Source organism: Nocardia sp. NPDC058244 (assembly GCF_042882065.1).
Taxonomy (GTDB): domain Bacteria; phylum Actinomycetota; class Actinomycetes; order Mycobacteriales; family Mycobacteriaceae; genus Nocardia.
The window spans coordinates 14675-30592 of record NZ_JBHVWX010000018.1; the positions used below are offsets into that span (position 1 = coordinate 14675).

Annotated in this window: 18 protein-coding genes; 7 read left to right on the forward strand and 11 right to left on the reverse strand. The window is 70.0% G+C overall.

The window, feature by feature from the left end; all coding sequences use genetic code 11:
• Nucleotide 1 precedes the first annotated feature (1 nt).
• The 3 genes from ACFVW6_RS34515 to ACFVW6_RS34525 all read right to left on the reverse strand — a co-directional run bounded on the left by ACFVW6_RS34515 (nt 2) and on the right by ACFVW6_RS34525 (nt 3012).
• Complete coding sequence (locus ACFVW6_RS34515; protein ID WP_355284124.1) at nt 2–868, reverse strand: ABC transporter permease; 867 nt, start codon at nt 866–868, stop codon at nt 2–4.
• Nucleotides 868–1713: an ABC transporter permease gene (locus tag ACFVW6_RS34520; protein ID WP_355284127.1), complete on the reverse strand. Its 846-nt coding sequence runs from the start codon at nt 1711–1713 to the stop codon at nt 868–870. The genes ACFVW6_RS34515 and ACFVW6_RS34520 overlap by 1 nt, the downstream gene beginning before the upstream one ends.
• 198 nt (nt 1714–1911) lie before the next feature.
• Nucleotides 1912–3012 (reverse strand): calcium:proton antiporter, encoded by a 1101-nt coding sequence (locus tag ACFVW6_RS34525; protein WP_378833644.1) that lies wholly within the window; start codon nt 3010–3012, stop codon nt 1912–1914.
• A gap of 95 nt (nt 3013–3107) precedes the next feature.
• Here ACFVW6_RS34525 and ACFVW6_RS34530 point away from each other — a divergent pair, with 95 nt between their 5' ends.
• Nucleotides 3108–3764: a PhoU domain-containing protein gene (locus ACFVW6_RS34530; protein WP_355284133.1), complete on the forward strand. Its 657-nt coding sequence runs from the start codon at nt 3108–3110 to the stop codon at nt 3762–3764.
• A 5-nt stretch (nt 3765–3769) separates the two neighbouring features.
• Here ACFVW6_RS34530 and ACFVW6_RS34535 read toward each other — a convergent pair whose 3' ends face one another.
• Together ACFVW6_RS34535 and ACFVW6_RS34540 are read right to left on the reverse strand one after the other, a co-directional pair.
• A complete protein-coding gene (locus tag ACFVW6_RS34535; protein WP_378833646.1) occupies nt 3770–4603 on the reverse strand; it encodes an RNA polymerase sigma factor in 834 nt (277 codons plus the stop codon).
• Between the two features lie 17 nt (nt 4604–4620).
• Nucleotides 4621–5544: a haloalkane dehalogenase gene (locus tag ACFVW6_RS34540; protein ID WP_378833649.1), complete on the reverse strand. Its 924-nt coding sequence runs from the start codon at nt 5542–5544 to the stop codon at nt 4621–4623.
• 201 nt (nt 5545–5745) lie between these two features.
• Here ACFVW6_RS34540 and ACFVW6_RS34545 point away from each other — a divergent pair, with 201 nt between their 5' ends.
• The 3 genes from ACFVW6_RS34545 to ACFVW6_RS34555 are packed head-to-tail and all read left to right on the forward strand — an operon-like array spanning nt 5746 to nt 7542.
• On the forward strand, nt 5746–6531 hold the full coding sequence (locus ACFVW6_RS34545; protein ID WP_378833651.1) for an HNH endonuclease family protein: 786 nt from the start codon (nt 5746–5748) through the stop codon (nt 6529–6531).
• A 35-nt stretch (nt 6532–6566) separates the two neighbouring features.
• On the forward strand, nt 6567–6791 hold the full coding sequence (locus tag ACFVW6_RS34550) for a hypothetical protein (RefSeq protein WP_355284144.1): 225 nt from the start codon (nt 6567–6569) through the stop codon (nt 6789–6791).
• Nucleotides 6792–6816: 25 nt separating this feature from the next.
• Nucleotides 6817–7542: a phosphatase PAP2 family protein gene (locus ACFVW6_RS34555; RefSeq protein WP_378833655.1), complete on the forward strand. Its 726-nt coding sequence runs from the start codon at nt 6817–6819 to the stop codon at nt 7540–7542.
• Nucleotides 7543–7552: 10 nt separating this feature from the next.
• Here ACFVW6_RS34555 and ACFVW6_RS34560 read toward each other — a convergent pair whose 3' ends face one another.
• A complete protein-coding gene (locus ACFVW6_RS34560) occupies nt 7553–7903 on the reverse strand; it encodes a hypothetical protein (protein WP_378833657.1) in 351 nt (116 codons plus the stop codon).
• On the opposite strand from ACFVW6_RS34560, the gene ACFVW6_RS34565 reads away from it, so the two are divergent.
• Nucleotides 7860–8504, forward strand: coding sequence for a transcriptional regulator (locus ACFVW6_RS34565; protein ID WP_378833660.1), 645 nt, complete (start codon nt 7860–7862; stop codon nt 8502–8504). The two genes, ACFVW6_RS34560 and ACFVW6_RS34565, sit on opposite strands and share 44 nt — an antisense overlap.
• A gap of 25 nt (nt 8505–8529) precedes the next feature.
• Here ACFVW6_RS34565 and ACFVW6_RS34570 read toward each other — a convergent pair whose 3' ends face one another.
• The 5 genes from ACFVW6_RS34570 to ACFVW6_RS34590 all read right to left on the reverse strand — a co-directional run bounded on the left by ACFVW6_RS34570 (nt 8530) and on the right by ACFVW6_RS34590 (nt 13916).
• On the reverse strand, nt 8530–9000 hold the full coding sequence (locus ACFVW6_RS34570) for a DUF2231 domain-containing protein (RefSeq protein WP_355284154.1): 471 nt from the start codon (nt 8998–9000) through the stop codon (nt 8530–8532).
• 89 nt (nt 9001–9089) lie between these two features.
• Complete coding sequence (locus ACFVW6_RS34575) at nt 9090–10301, reverse strand: FAD-dependent oxidoreductase (RefSeq protein ID WP_378833662.1); 1212 nt, start codon at nt 10299–10301, stop codon at nt 9090–9092.
• Between the two features lie 160 nt (nt 10302–10461).
• Complete coding sequence (locus ACFVW6_RS34580; protein ID WP_378833665.1) at nt 10462–11103, reverse strand: PadR family transcriptional regulator; 642 nt, start codon at nt 11101–11103, stop codon at nt 10462–10464.
• 82 nt (nt 11104–11185) lie between these two features.
• On the reverse strand, nt 11186–13216 hold the full coding sequence (locus ACFVW6_RS34585) for an MDR family MFS transporter (protein WP_378833667.1): 2031 nt from the start codon (nt 13214–13216) through the stop codon (nt 11186–11188).
• Nucleotides 13217–13283: 67 nt separating this feature from the next.
• Nucleotides 13284–13916, reverse strand: a complete 633-nt coding sequence (locus tag ACFVW6_RS34590; protein ID WP_378833669.1) for a TetR/AcrR family transcriptional regulator — start codon at nt 13914–13916, stop codon at nt 13284–13286.
• Nucleotides 13917–14045: 129 nt separating this feature from the next.
• Here ACFVW6_RS34590 and ACFVW6_RS34595 point away from each other — a divergent pair, with 129 nt between their 5' ends.
• Together ACFVW6_RS34595 and ACFVW6_RS34600 are read left to right on the forward strand one after the other, a co-directional pair.
• Nucleotides 14046–14966 (forward strand): RNA polymerase sigma factor RpoD/SigA, encoded by a 921-nt coding sequence (locus ACFVW6_RS34595; RefSeq protein WP_378833671.1) that lies wholly within the window; start codon nt 14046–14048, stop codon nt 14964–14966.
• A 39-nt stretch (nt 14967–15005) separates the two neighbouring features.
• Nucleotides 15006–15881, forward strand: coding sequence for an oxidoreductase (locus ACFVW6_RS34600; protein ID WP_378833673.1), 876 nt, complete (start codon nt 15006–15008; stop codon nt 15879–15881).
• The last annotated feature ends 37 nt before the right edge of the window (nt 15882–15918 follow it).

A 15918-nucleotide genomic window follows, 5' to 3' on the forward strand; every position in this document is an offset into this window, starting at 1 on the left:
CTCACCCCGTAAAACTGATCGCCGAGTTGAAGCCCCAGAGCACGATCGACAGCACCATGTCGATGGCGACGATGGCCACCGAGCTGGCGCGCACCGCGCGACCGGAGGCGATGCCGACGCCCTCGGGGCCGCCGGTGGCGAAGAACCCGAAGTAGCTGTGCACCAGGATCACCACCGTGCCGAACACGGCCACCTTGATGACGGCGGCGATCATGTCGAACCCGGAGATGAACTGGAAGAAGTAGTGGTCGTAGACGCCGGCCGACTGGCCGTAGACCATCGTGAGCAGGCCGCGGCAGGCGCCGTAGGACAGGATCAGCGCGATCAGGAAGGTCGGCACGATGGCGATCGCGCCCGCGATGACGCGGGTGGTCACCACGAACGGCACCGAGCGCAGGCCCAGCGCCTCGATCGCGTCGATCTCCTCGGAGATGCGCATCGAGCCGATCTCGGCGGTGATCCGGCAGCCCGCCTGGGCGGCGAAGCCGATGGCCGCCGCGATCGGGGCCAGCTCACGGGTGGTGGCGTAGGCCGAGATCACGCCGGTCACCGGGCCCATGCCGAGCATGTCGAGGGAGGCGAAGGATTCGACGCCGACCGAGGCGCCCATCACCAGGCCGAGCACGATCATCATCGGGACGGTGCCGCCGCCGACGATGATCGACCCGCGACCCCAGGTCATGTCGGTGACCGCGCGCAGCGTCTCGTCCCGGTAGCGGCGCAGCGTCAGCGGCACCGAGGACAGCACCTGCCAGACGAACACCGCGACGAAGCCGAGCGATTCGCCCGCCGAGCCGATCCGCTTGCCGAGCCGGGCCGGCTTGCGCAGCCAGTGCAGGGAGGTGGGGATATAGGAGGAGGCAGCCATCACGCCAGCTTCGTCGGCAGGAACATGGCGCTGATCTGGGTGGCCAGTAGGTTCACGATCGCGATCGAGACCACCGAGAGCACCACGGCCGCGTTCACCGCGTCGGCGACACCGCGCGGACCGCCCTTGGCCTCCAGCCCGCGCTGGCAGGAGATGACGACGACCAGGAAGCCGAAGATCAGCGCCTTGAGCAGCGACACCCACACGTCACCGGCGGTGGCGAAGGAACCGAAGGTCGACCAATAGCTGCCCGGGGTCACGCCCTGGCCGCCGACGGCGACCGCGTACCCGGCGAGCACGCCGACGAAGATGATCAGCACGTTGAGCATCGGCGCGACGATGAGCATCGCCATCATGCGCGGGATGACGAGCCGGTGCACCGGGCTGATGCCCATGGTGTTGAGCGCGTCGATCTCCTCACGGATGGTGCGCGCGCCGAGGTCGGCGGCGATCGCGGCCGCGCCGGCGCCGCCGAGCAGGAAGCCGGTGGCGATGGGCGCGCCCTGCTTGATCACGCCGAGACCGCCGGTCGCGCCGAGCATGGAGTCGGCGCCGAGGCTGTGGATCAGGTTGCCGACCTGGATCGAGACGATCACGCCGAACGGGATGGCCATCAGGATCGCGGGGATCGCGGTGACCGTGATCAGCCGCCAGGCCTGGACGAGGGTCTCGCGCCACTGGAAATGTCCGCGGGCGATATCGGCGACGGTGCCGGTGACCGACTCCTGCGCGAGGTCGACCGCGCGCCCGAAGGTCCGCAACGACGACACGACCGTGTCGGTGAAGTTCTTGCGGACGATCTGGGTGGCGGAATCCGGCTTCGCGGAATGCAGATCGGTGGACATCAGCGATGCCCCCGGCCCGCTCGCGAAGCGCGGAGCATGGTGATTTTCATACCGCACTCTCTGGCTTCGGCGTCGGTGCCAACTCCAGCAAGCTAGCCGGTACTCTGCGTCACAACAAAATTTCGGGGTGGTGACCCTCGTCGCTTTTTCGCGGTTTCAATGACAGATCACCACCCCCTGTGATCCGCAACACCTCAGCTACGGGCTTGCGGCCAGGAACACAAAAGCGGCGAACAACGCCAGGTGAACGCCACTGTGCAGGAGGGTCGCGCGGCCGGGAACGATGGTCAGCGTGCTCACCACGACGGTCAGCGCGAGCAACACCATCTGGGTGGCGCCGAGGCCGAGCACCAGCGGCCCGCTCAGCCAGATCGTGGACAGGGCGATCACCGGAATGGTGAGGCCGATGCTGGCCATGGCCGAGCCCAGTGCCAGGTTCAGGCCGATCTGCACCTGGTTGCGGCGCGCGGAGTTGACCGCGGCCAGCGTCTCCGGCAGCAGCACCAGCATCGCGATCACCACGCCGACCGCCGACTGCGGCAACCCGGCCGAGGCCACGCCCGCCTCCAGCGCGGGCGAGACCACCTTGGCCAGGCCGACCACACAGACCAGCGCGAGCACCAGCATGCCCAGGCTGATCAGCGCTTCCCGGTTGGACGGCGAGTGGTCGTGGATATCGGCGTCGTCGACCGCGCCGCCGTCCTCCACCGGCAGGAAGTCGTCGGGGTGGCGCACCGTCTGCACCATCACGAAAAGCAAATACAGCGCCAGCGAGGCGACCGCGGCGAAGGCCAGCTGCGCGGGTGAGAACTCCGGGCCCGGCTTGCTGGTGGTGAAGGTCGGCAGCACCAGGCTCAGCGTCGCCAGGGTGGCGACCGTGGCCAGCGCGGCACCGGTGCCCTCGGAGTTGAACACCGCGACCCGCCTGCGCAGCGCGCCGACGAGCAGGACCAGGCCGAAGATGCCGTTACAGGTGATCATCACCGCGGCGAAGACGGTATCGCGGGCCAGCGAGGCCGCCTTGTCGCCACCGGAGATCATCATCGTCACGATCAGCGCCACCTCGATCACGGTGACGGCCACGGCCAGCACGAGCGAGCCGAACGGTTCGCCGACCCGATGCGCGACCACCTCCGCGTGATAGACCGCGGCCAGTACCGCGCCGACCAGCGCGGCGCTGACCACCGCCACCACGAGTCCAGGCACGTCGCGCCCCCAGGTGACGGCGAGTACGAGCGCGGCGAGTATCGGGACTAAGAGGGTCCATCTGGTCGTCAACGCGGCAATCATGGCCTCCATCGTTCCAGCCGCGCCGGAGTGCGCCGGGATACGCGGCCGCGAAAGATCCGCCGATGGATTCCCCGGGACCGCCTCGATGGGGAACAATTCAGCCCGTGCGGACCCAGTTCACCCTCGAGCTCGTTGCCCTGTCCAACGATCTCACCCTGATGTCGCGCTTGGCCCATGATGCGACCGAGCGAGTCACCGAGGCGCTGGCAGGCGCCGACCTGACCGCCGCCTACGAGGTCTTCGCGCTCGACGAGCAGCTCCAGCAGATGTTCGCCGCCTGCGAGAGCCGCACCATGGCCCTGCTCGCGTTGCAGGCGCCCGTCGCCCGCGACCTACGGCACGTGGTGACCGCGATCCAGATCGCCGGGGAGCTCTCGCGGATCGGCAGGCGCACCGAGACCGCGGGGCAGTACGTGTACCGCGCGCATCCGCGCGCCGTCGCGCCGGAGCCGGTCGTCGCCGAGCTGGTGGCGATGGGCATGCTCGCCGCGGAAAGCGTTGCGCGGGTGAGCGCGTCGGTCGCGACCGGCCGCTTCACCGAGGACGACGGCACCGCGGCCGCCACCATGGAGACACGTTGCGGGCAGCTGCGCACGGTGCTGACCACGGCGGAGATCGGCGTCGGCACCGGCCCGGCGATCGATCTGGCGTTGCTGGGCAGCCAGTTCCAACGCTGCGTCGACCACGCCGCCCGCATCGCCCGCCTGATCCGCTTCCTGGACACCGGGATTCCGCCGGAGACCGGCACCCTGCCCGACTGATCCGCTCAGTCGAGCAGCGGAAACCGGCCCGAGCCGAGCAATCCGGTGATCGCCGCGATCTTCTCCCGCGGCGCCGCGTAATCCGGGTGCGCGGTCAGCACCGCCGCCGCGTCCCGCAGGTCACGCAGCTGCGCCGCCGCCTCCGCGACCGTCCGGCCACCCGGCCGCACCGCGTGTTTCGTGTAGACCGGGCGCGCTGGATCGATCCGCCCGAGCTCTCCCGCGCGGGTCACCCGCCGCGCGCACCGGCACGGCGCCGCCGGATTCGCCAGCCCGCACGCGCTGCGCAGGAAGGCGCCGAGCCGCTGTTTGGCCCGCTCCCAGCGCTTCTGGTACGCGGCCGGGGTGATGTCGAGCACCCAGGCCGCCTCGGCCACCGAGAGGTCGAACACCTCACCGAGGACGAAGGCGATCCGCTCGTCCCGGCTCAGGCATTGCAGGACCGCCTGGGTACAGCTGAGCCGGACCTCCTCGGCGAGCAGGGTGGCCTCGGGACCGCGATAGTCCTCGGTGGCCAGCCCGTCGAGCAGACTCGCGCCGAACTCGTCGAGGCCCACCTGGTCGCGCTCGACCGCCGAACGCCGGTGCTGGGAGATCAGATAGTTCGCCCCGACCCGATAGGCCCAGGTGCGCAGGGCGGCCTCGCCGCGCCAGGTGGACAACCGCGTGACCACCCGGATCAGGATCTCCTGCACCGCGTCCTCGGCGTCGGCGGGACGGCCGGTCATCCGCAGCGCCAGGCGGTACAGGGGATCCTGCAGGTGCGCGATCACCTCGCCCAGCGCCGCCCGGTCACCCGCGACGGCGCGGGCGACCAGTGCGGCCTCGTCGGTCTCCATGCCGACATTGTCGCCGGTCACGCCAGTAGCCCGTGCCGATCGAGCCAGCCCGCAACGGATTTCGCGATGGCCACCGGCTGATCCTCCGGCGCGTGGTGCGAGCCCCGCCCCACCGATTCCACCTCGAGGTCGGCGAAGGTGGCGGCCGCCCAAGCGATCACCTCGGCGCTGCCGAGGCCGACGGCGGGCTCGACCGTCATCAGCAGCTTGGGCACACCCGCGCTCGCCGCCATCCACGCGCCGTAGGCGTCCACCCTGGCCACGACGTCGGCGGGCTCGCCGTCGAGCGGGAACTCCCTGGCCCAGGCCAGCATCGGCGCCCGCGAGGCCGGAGTGGGATAGGGGGCGCGGTAGGCGTCGAGGTCGGCCTCGGTGAGCGCGGGGACCAGGGTCGGCAGGTTGTATTCGATGAACTTGTTCTCCGCGAGCACCGCCTGTTCGCCCGCGGGCGACCGGAACAGCCGGAACATCTCGGCCGAGCGGGCGGGCAGTTCCGACCAGCGCAGCGGGCGCAGGAAGGTCTCGATCACCGCGATCCCGGCGACCCGGCCGGGATGCCGGGCGGCGAAGTCCATGGCCAGGGTGCCGCCCCAGTCGTGGCCGACCAGGATCGGATCGGTCAGGTCGAGCGCGTCGAACCAGGCGTCGAGGTAGCGGGCGTGATCGTCGAGGCGGTAGGCGATCTCGGGTTTTCCGGAGGCGCCCATCCCGATCAGGTCGGGGGCCAGGCAGCGGGCGTGCTCGCGGACCACCGGCAGCACGTCGCGCCACAGGTAGGAGCTGGTGGGGTTGCCGTGCAGGAAGACGACGGGTCGGGTGTCGGCACCCGCGTCGCTGTAGGAGATGAACGAGTCGATGACGTCGACGGTCGGCATGGCCGGTTCCTTTCGCTGAATGATCCTTCCCCCGGTTGGACGCGCGGAACCGGCCGCCGCCGACACGGATTCCCCGTGACGTGCGTCACTCCGGGTTTACGGCACTCCACCGCAGTTCACCACCATCGATAGGCGAACGCTATTGAGCCGCAATTCCTTTGCGGTGTCGTGTGCCGAACGTCATAGCCGACAATCGGATACGACACCCGGCGCGGCCGTTAGGTTGTGCCGGTTCATTTTCGACGAAGGCATGTGGGTGGTACGGGCATGAAATGGTCATCGATCAGCAGCTCTCCGCTGGGCAAGGCGCTGCTGGCGCTGGCCGCGGCGGTGATCGTCGGCGTCGTGCTCACCGTGGCCAACTCGATGCTGGACAAGGTGAGTCCCACCGCGCCGGGGCCCGGTCCGGCGAGCGCGGCGACGGTGTCGGGCAAGGAGATCGGCGATCTGGTCGGCAAACTCGTTGTCGCCAAGGAAGGCCCGATGACGGGCTACACCAGGGAGAAGTTCCCGCACTGGGACACCAACAAGCCCGAGCACGGCTTCGGCGGCGACCTGGCGCAGTACCCCAAGTGCACCAGCCGCGACGTGATGATGCTGCGCGACGCGACCGGCAAGGTCACCCTCGACCCGAAGACCTGCGAGCTGACGATCCCCGCGGGCGCCGGCTGGCAGGACCACTACGGCTTCGTGGACAAGAAGACCGGCGAGCTCGGGCCGTACAAGTTCATCACCGACCCGGCCAAGGTCGACGCCGAGCACATCGTGGCGCTGGCCGAGGCGTGGCGGTCCGGCGCCGCCGACCGCGACGAGGACACCCGCCGCCGCATCGCCAACGACTCGATGAACCTGGTCGCCGCCGATCCCTCGGCCAACCGGTCCAAGGGTGACCAGGACCCGGCGAACTACCTACCGCCCGGCAATTTCCGGTGTGCCTATATCGAGCATTACGTCAAGGTCAAGATAAAGTACGCCCTGACCGTTGATACCGCCGAGCACACCGCGTTGCGCACCGCAGTCGACGACTGCCTCCGCCGAGGAGAGTTCAAATAAGCGAGACGATCGAGATCACCGCCGAGAGCGCCGTCATGACCGAAGAGGAAGGGACGGTGTCCGGCGAGCTCGACGTCATGCTCGACGACGCGGGCAAGGGCCTCGTCCGCTACCGCGGTACCGATACCTGGTACACCATCGGCAACATCGACTGCGAACCCCCACGCGTGTGGGACACCGTCGCCGACCTGGTGAAGGCGATCAAGAAGGTCGCGGGCACCCGCGACGTGACGGGGAACACGGTCGTCTTCGAAGCATGAGGCCGGAGCTGGCAATCTGGTAGCTATGCCGATCGCCTCCCGCCGACCCCCGCCCGACGACCTCGCCTGGTCGGTCCTCGGCCGACGGCCACCGCTGGCCGCGGCCCTGCTCGCGACCGCCGCCGTGCTGCTGGCCGTGCTCACCTGGCAGGTCAACAACGACGCGGGGATCATCCGGATCGATCCACGCGTGCTGGAGTGGATGATCGCGCACCGCGGCGAACCGCTGACCTCGATCGCCCGGGTGATCACCGATCTGGGCGACACCCAGTCGATGACCATCCTGGCGGCCGTCACGGTCGCCTGGTTCGCCTGGCGGCGCGAGTGGGCGACCGCCGCGCTGGTCGCCGTGACCTCGGTGGGCGCCGGGGTGCTGGTGGTGGTGATCAAGCAGCTGGTCGGCAGGCACCGGCCGCCGGAGGTCACCCGCCTGGTCGCCGAACCGAGCCTGTCCTATCCGTCCGGGCACACGCTCGGCACGACGGTCGTGGTCGGCATCGTCGCGATCACCGTGATCCCGACGGTGCGCAGGCGCTGGGTCCGCTGGGTGGCGACGGTGGTCGCGGTGCTGTTCCCGATCGCGGTCGGGCTGTCGCGGATCTATCTGGGCGTGCACTGGTGCACCGATGTGCTGGCCGGTTGGCTGTTCGGGCTGGCCTGGCTGGTCCTGTGCGTCACCGTGTTCTGTCTGCTGCACCGCTCCCCCGCCGATCAGCCCACCGTCACCACCGCCGTGCCCGAACGCAGGTAGCGAGGGGCTCTCATCGCGACCCCTCGATGAACTGGTGGTCGGTGACCACGCGGCCGTCGCCGTCGAGGGCGAGCAGGTCGAAGCCGCCGCCCTGGGGTGTGCCGTCGTCGCGGCGGTTCATCGTCCAGGCGACGCCGACCGTGCCCGCCGGGAGTTCGACGGCCGGGCCCGCCGCCGCGAACACGAATTCGCCGTCGGCCAGGAACATCTCGTAGGCGCGGGTGACCCGGCGGTCGAGCGCGTCGTGGCCGTGCACCGCGAGCGGCGGCGCCGCGATCGCGAGACAGGGCCGGTCCCAGCCGGGCCGGACGATGGTGGTGCGGCTGGCCGAATCGCTGGAACTGACGCTGCGCGATCGCAACAATCTCCTGCTGGCGGCGGGTTTCGCGCCGGTGTTTCCCGAAAGCGATCTGGCCGCACCGGAATTGGCGCCGGTGCGGGAAGCGCTCACCGCCGTCCTCGACGGGCACCTGCCGTATCCGGCGCTGGTCGCCCGGCCGCGCGGGGAGCTGGTCACCGCCAATGCCGCGTTCGACCTGTTCACCGACGGCGTGGCCGATCACCTACTGCGCGCGCCGATGAACGTGCTGCGCCTGGCCCTGCACCCGGACGGCGTCGCGCCGCGCGTGCGCAACCTGCCCGAATGGGGCAGGCACATCATCGACTCCCTGCGCAGCCGGGCGGCCCACACGCCCGATCCCGCCGTCGACGCGCTGATCACGGAACTGTCGGGCTATCTGCCCCCGGTGGCCCCGGGTCCCGACCATGTCGGCTTCGCCGTGCCCCTGCACCTGCGCACCGACGACGGCGACCTGCGCCTGATCACCACCCTCACCTCGTTCGCCACCGCGACCGACGTCACCCTCGCCGAACTCCACCTCGAGGCGTTCCTGCCCGCCGACGCGGAGTCCGCGCGCATCCTGGCCGGGCGCGCGGCACGGCGCCGACCCGCCGGTCGATAGGAATCGGCTATTTCCGGGTGCCGCGTCAGCCCGTCGCCGACACCAGCGGCCCCCAGGTGGCCCGGGCACCCGAATCACCGACCCGGACGACCTGCACGGTCGCGGCCACGCCCGCCGCCACCGCGAGCACGGCCACCACCGCGACCACCCCGCGCGTGAGCCGTCTGCCCGCGCGCTCGGCCAGGTGCACCCCGACGAGCAGGGCCGCGACCACCAGCAGCGGGATCACGAAATACAGCAGCGTGCCGCCCAGATCGATGTGGGTCTGGATGGCGGGCGTGCTGCCGACCCGCTGCGCCAGCCAGCGCCCCGCGCTCACCGTCACCGGGGTGAGGGCCACGGTGAGCACCGCCAGCGCCGCGGTCGGCCAGACCAGGACGCGGCGGGCCGCGGGCCAGAGCGCCGCCAGGATCAGCAGCAGCGCGGTCAGCGGGACGAGCACCACGAGCAGGTGCACCAGCAGGATGTGGGCGGGCAGTCCGTTGATCGTCGACACGAGCGTCTCCTGGCAACCAGAGTCTGTCGTCCCAGTATGCGCGCGCGAACGCCCCCGGTCGGCGGATACCGGCCGGGGGCGGGCGCGGATCAGGACCCGATCGCGGCGAGTTCCCGCTGGACCGGCGCGTCCCAGTCGATGCGGTAGCGGCGTTCGGCGCCCATCGTCTTCTCCGGGTTCATCACCGTCTTGACCATCAGCGGCATCATCGCGTTCATGATCCTGCGGGCGAACGGGCCCGGCGTCTTGCTGTGGTTGACCTTCGCCGCGCGCGCCGCGATGCCCTCCACCCTGGACCGGCGCAACCGCTCGTAGGCCGCGAAGGCCGCGGCGGGCGGCTCGATGTCGCGCAGGCAGCGGGCCAGCTGCACGGCGCTCTCGATGGCCAGCGACGCGCCCTGCCCCGAGCTGTTGGACGGCGCGTGCACGGAGTCACCGACCAGCACCATCCGGTCGCGATACCAGTGCGGCACCGGCGGCATGATGTGCAGCGCCCCGGTGATCTCCAGGTTCTCGGCGGTCGTGCGGCGCGCGAACTCCCCACCCGGAGTGTCGGGCGCGTAGGTCTCGCGCAGCACGCGCAGCCAGTGCTCGGCCGGGACCGCGCGGGCCTCGGTCAGCGAGTAGTACTGCTCGCTGGGCAGATTCGCGCCCCACACGACGCGGCCGTCGGCGTGCTGCCAGTACAGGTAGTAGGCCTTGGCGCCGAAGGCGAACACCATGGTGTCAGCGGGCAGGGCCTGGTCGCAGTCGACCAGCGCGCCGAAGCCGAGCATGCCCGTGTAGTCGGGTCCGGGCGCGGCCGGATCGATCAGGGTGCGGACGGTGGACCGGATGCCGTCGGCGCCGACCAGGATGTCGGCCGACGCGGTGGAGCCGTCGGTGAAGTGCGCGGTCACGCCGTCGGCATGCTCGTCGACGCGCACCAGCCGCTTGTCGTAGCTGAACGGCACGCCCGCGGCGACCGCGTGATCGTGCAGCGCGCGGTGCAGTTCACCGCGGTCGACGACCTGCAACGGCGGCTGATCGGCCAGCACCGGCAGGACGTGTTCGCGGCCGCCGACGGCCAGCCGCATGCCGCGCACGGGCAGCGCGATCGCGCGGACGGCATCGCCCGCGCCGATGAGGTCGAGGGCCGCGACCCCGTTGGGAGCGAGGGCGAGCCCGGAGCCGATGCCCTCGGACGGCCCGGAATAGGCCTCGTAGACGTGGGCGTCGATGCCTGCCCGGAGCAGGGCGGTGGCGGCGACGGGTCCGGCGATGCCACCGCCGATGACCAAGGCGGAACGGGTGTTGGACATGAGTGATCTCCAGATCTGAGTCCGCGTCACCCGGGCTATCCTGTGGTAGCCAGCCTCGTAGCCGGGTGCGCGTATGTGTGAACACGGTGTCGGGACGGTTTCTCGGACTCGGTGGGGTGTTGCCGCACACCACCGGGTCCGGGTCTTTTCTGGGCGAGAGCTAGCCGGTCCCCCCTTCGCCGAATTCCGGAATCCGGTCGGCGGGCATGCCGTCGGCATGCCACTGCCGCCACATCTCGAGGCCGTCGAAGGTGCCATCGCACAGTTCGTCGCGCAGCGACCGCGCCCAGCGCGCCTCGGCTTCCAGCATCGCCACCCCGAATTCGGTCTCCACGAGGAACAACCGGGGCAGGGTGCCCGCCAGGCCGGCGAGTTCGGCCTTCGCGCGGTCGACGGACCGCTCGAGCGCCTCTATCCGCAGGCCGAGCAGCTCGGCCACCTCGTCGGGCGGGAGCACGGCCAGGATCGACAGCCCGGCGGTGAAGCGGTGGTGTTCGGGCTCGGGCGAGGCGAGCAGTTCCCTGGTCCAGTCGGCCATCTCGGCGCGGCCCGCGTCGGTGATCCGGTAGATCACGCGCTCGGGGCGGGCGCCGTCGCGTTCGCTGCCGACGACTTCGAGGAATCCGGCCTTGGCCATGTTCTGGACGACCGTGTAGAGCGAACCCCACTTGATGTCCATGTCCTTGTCTTTGCCATGGGCCCGCAGGGTGGCGGCGATCTCGTAGCGGTGCATCGGCCGTTGCACGATCACCGACAGCACGGCGAGCGCCAGCAGGTTGTTCACCTTGCGCTTCGTGGCCATGCGCACCTCCTTACTCGTCTACGAATATACGTCTACGAGTATTCGGCGGGCAAGGACTGTCCAGCCGACTGGACGAATCGGCTCAGACCTTGGCGACCTCGGCGCTGTCGGCGCCCTGGTCGAGCAGCTTGCCCGCGATGTTCGACAGCGCCTCGTCGAGCAGCGCGCGATCGGCCGGATCCTGGTAGTTCCAGTCGTCGAGCCGGTCGCCGAGCCAGCGCCGCCACCCCGCCCGCAATCGGTCGACCTCGCGGGTGCCCTGCTCGGTCAGGGCCAGCGTGCCGCCGTCGTCGAGCAGCAGACCGTCGTCGACGGCCTGCCGGAACACCGGCGAGAGCACCTCCACCGGCAGCCGGTGCCGGAAGGCGATGCCGTGCACCCTGGGCGACAGGCCCTGCTTGTCGTACAGGTACACCTGCCCGAGCGCCCAGGCGGTGTCCGGTTCCAGCGAGCTGCCCGCCGCCGCGATGAGCTCGGGGATGATCGGCTTCTGCGCCCTGGCCTTGCGCACCGTCGCCGCGACCGCGCGTTCCAGCTGCACCACCCGGTCGTCGGAGTCCGGCACCGAGAAACCCTCGCCGATATCGCCCGCGCCGTGCCTGGCACTGTCGCGCAGCCGGACCTGCGGCAGGAACCAGGCGACGACGAATCCGAGCACCGCGACCGGGACCACCCAGCGGAAGACGTAGTCGATCGAGTCGGCGTAGGCGTCGATGATCGGCGCGGTCTGCTCGAGCGGCAGCTCCCGCAGCAGTTTCGGATTCGCGATCACCTCCGGGGTGAGGCCGGGGGTCTGCTGGATCGCCTCGGCCAGCGCGGTCTTGCTGTGGTTGTTGTAGAGCGTGCCGAAGACCGCGGTACCGAACGCGCTGCCCAGGGTGCGGAAGAAGGTCACGCCCGAGGTGGCGGTGCCGAGGTCGGCGTAGGGCACAGTGTTCTGCACGACGATGGTGAGCACCTGCATGGACAGGCCGAGCCCGGCGCCGAGGATCAGCATGTACAGCGATTCCAGCCAGACGCTGGTCTGGCGGCCCATCGTCGACATCAACCACAGGCCGAGGACCATCACCGCCATGCCGACGATCGGGAAGTACCGGTACTGCCCGGTGCGCCCGACCACCTGGCCGGAGAAGACCGAGGTGACGAACAGGCCGACGACCAGCGGCAGCGTCCGCACCCCCGAGATCGTCGCCGTCGCACCGTCGACGTATTGCAGGTAGGCGGGCAGATACGTCATCGAGCCGAGCATCGCGAACCCGACGATGAAGCTGAGCACCGACGACACCGTGAACACCCGGCTGTTGAACAACCGCATCGGCAGCATCGGCGCCACCGCCCGCTTCTCCACCATCACGAACGCGGTCAGCAGCACGGCCGCCAGCACGAACAGCCCGATGATCTGCCACGAGCCCCACGGATATTCGTTGCCGCCGAACTCCAGGCCGAGGATCAGCGCCGAGACGCCGAGCGCGACCAGCCCGATGCCGAGGTAGTCGATCACCGGCCGCGCGACCGCGCGCAGGTGTGGCAGCGTGCGCGCCGCCATCGCCACCATGATGATCGCCAGCGGCACATTGACGTAGAAGCACCAGCGCCAGCTCGCGTGATCGGTGAACAGCCCGCCCAGTGTCGGGCCGATCACCGTGGTGATGCCGAAGACCGCGCCGAGCGCGCCCTGATACTTGCCGCGTTCGCGCAGCGGGATGGTGTCGGCGATCAGCGCCATCGAGGTCACCATCAGACCGCCGGCGCCGACGCCCTGGATGCCACGGGCCAGGATGAGCACACCCATGCCGGGCGCCATGCCCGCCAGCGCCGAGCCCGCGATGAAGATGACGCCGCTGATCTGGAACAGCAGTTTGCGGCCGAACAGGTCGCCGAGCTTGCCCGCGAGCACGGTCGCGACGGCCTCGGCGAGCAGATACGCCGTCACCACCCAGGCCATGTGCCCCGCGCTGCCGAGATCGGCCACGATCGAGGGCAGCGCCGCCGACACGATGGTCTGGTCGAGCGCGGCCATGAGCATGCCGAGCACGACCGTCGTGAAAATGAGATTGATCTTGGTCTTGCTCATCGGCTCGACGGGCTCGTCTACAGCAACACCATCCGACATGGCCTCAGTATGGGCTTTCCAACGGCGCGCGGTGTCTCAGTGACACGGCAGCAATCGGACCGATACGTCAGCGGACGGCGTACCCGCCCAGTCCCGGCTCGAGCGCGTCGAACGCGATCCGCGCGTATTCGGCCATGGCGGAGGCGATCTCGTCGCCCGACTGGCCGTCGAGCGTGCGGCGCAGGATCTCCTCGAACAGCACCCGCTGGACGCCGACGAGCTGGGCCGCGGCGACGCGCGGGGTGATGTCGTCGGCCGCCGCGCCGGTGACCTCGCCCAGGACCCGCGCCAGCGCGAGCTGCCGCTCGTCGTGGAACTCGCGCAGGCGGGCCACCAGCGCCGGGCTGTCGGTGATCATCCGCGCGAACGGTTCGCCACTGAACCCGATCAGCTGGGACTGCGCGGCCACCGCGGCCAGGTAGTCACCGCGCAACGCGGCCAGCGCCGATTGCCCCGGCGCGCGGTCACGGACGACGGCGGCCAGCTGCTCGACGAACACCTCGCCCAGGTCGAGCGCGAGGTCCTCCTTGCGCGGGAAGTAGTTGGTGACCGTCATCTTGGCGACGTCGGCGGCCGCGGCGACGTCGGCGATCGTCACCTTGTCGAAGCCGCGCTCGAGGAACAGCTCGGTCGCCCGGTGCGAGATCTGTTCCCTGGTCTGCTGCTTCTTCCTGGCCCGGAGCCCCTGCTGCGTCGTCATGGTCGAAGCATAACTGAAGTCGACCCAAAATTGTTCTTGACATATTTTTAGGTCCGTTCTAAATTTGTCTTCGTCGCCCCACCGGGCACCCGGCCAGTCACGCTTTCGCCGCATCGAACGGAGCTCTTCTTGACCGTCACCACCGATTCCGTCCGCGACTACCTGACCGCCATCGCCCGCACTCCCCTGCTCACCGCCGAGGAGGAGTACGCGCTCGGCGCCCGCATCGCCGCGGGCGTGGCGGCGCGCACCGAGCTCGACGAGAACGCCGCGGCGGGCATCGAGCTCACCGCCGCGCGGCGCGAACAGCTGCGCCGGACCGAACTCGACGGCCTGCGCGCGAAGGACCGGATGGTGCGGGCGAACCTGCGCCTGGTCGTCTCCATCGCGCGCCGGTTCCCGACCAACACCGGAATGGCACTGCTCGACCTGATCCAGGAGGGCACCCTCGGCCTGATCCGCGCGGTGGAGAAGTTCGACCACACGCGCGGGCTCAAGCTCTCGACCTACGCGACGTACTGGATCCGCCAGTCGATCGGGCGCGCGCTCACCGATCAGGGCCGCACGATCCGGCTGCCGTCCAATGTCGCCGACGTCCTGCACCGGGTGATCCGGGTGCGTCGCGAGCTGACCCAGCGGCTGGGCCGCGCGGTCACCGTCGAGGAACTGGCCGCGGCCGCCGAGCTCACCGTCGCCCAGGTCGAGGCGGTGCTGCGGCACGAGCCGGAGCCGGTGTCGCTGCACGCGCCGGTCGGCGAGGGCACCGAACTGGGCACCCTGCTGCCCGACACCGCGCCCGCACCGGCGGATGTGGTGGCCGAGCGGATGCTGCCCGGGTACGTCGAGGCGGTCCTCGCGGTTCTCACCGAGCGCGAGTCGGCGGTCATCCGGCTGCGCTTCGGCCTCGATCGCGGCGAGGCGCGCTCGCTGGAGGAGGTGGGTTCGGCGCTCGGTGTCTCCCGGGAACGGGCCAGGCAGATCGAGGCCAAGGCGCTGACCAAGCTCCGCAGGCCCGCCTGCGCCGGTACGCTGGCCGGGCTGCTCGGCTGACCACTTCCCTCCGATCTTACTCAGGAGTAAGGTCGGCCCATGGCATGGAAACCCACTGACATCGCGGACCAGACCGGCCGCACCTTCGTGATCACCGGGGCCAACGGCGGCCTCGGTGCCGAAACCACCAAAGTACTGGCCGGCAAGGGCGCCACGGTGATCATGGCCTGCCGCAACGCCGCCAAGGCCCAGCCGATCGCCGACGCCATCCCCGGTGACGTCCGCGTCGCCGCGCTCGACCTCGCCGACCTGGCTTCCGTGCGCGCCTTCGCCGAACAGCAGGGCGAGTTCGACGTCCTGATCAACAACGCGGGCCTGATGAACATCCCGTTCTCGCGCACCGCCGACGGGTTCGAGACCCAGTTCGGCGTCAACCACCTCGGCCACTTCGCCCTCACCGGCCTGCTGCTGGACCGCATCACCGACCGCGTCGTCACCCTGGCCAGCATCGCCCACAAGCAGACCCCGAAACTCTGGATCGACGACCTCAACTACGACCACCGCCGCTACCAGCGCAACCTCGCCTACGCCCAGGCCAAGCTGGCCAACCTGATGTTCGGCCGCGAACTGCAGCGCAGGCTCACCGAAGCGGGCTCGACCAAGAAGTCCTACGCCGTGCACCCCGGCGTCTCCGCGACCGACCTGTTCGCCCGCACCGAGACCCCGCTCGACCGGGTCAGCAAGCCGTTCATCAAGCTCGTCGGCCACCCGCCGGCCAAGGCCGCCCACTCCAGCCTGTTCGCGGCCACCGAACCCGACGCCGACCCCACCGTCTACTGGGGCCCCAACAAGTGGATGCAGTCCCAGGGCCCGGTCGAGGCGTGCCCGTCCAGCGCCATCTCACGCAATCCGGAACTGCTGCGCAGGCTGTGGGAGGAATCCGAGCGGATGACCGGGATCACCTACAAGTTCTGAGCCGGTGACCTGCTCCTACGCCGCCTGTAGTAGGCGG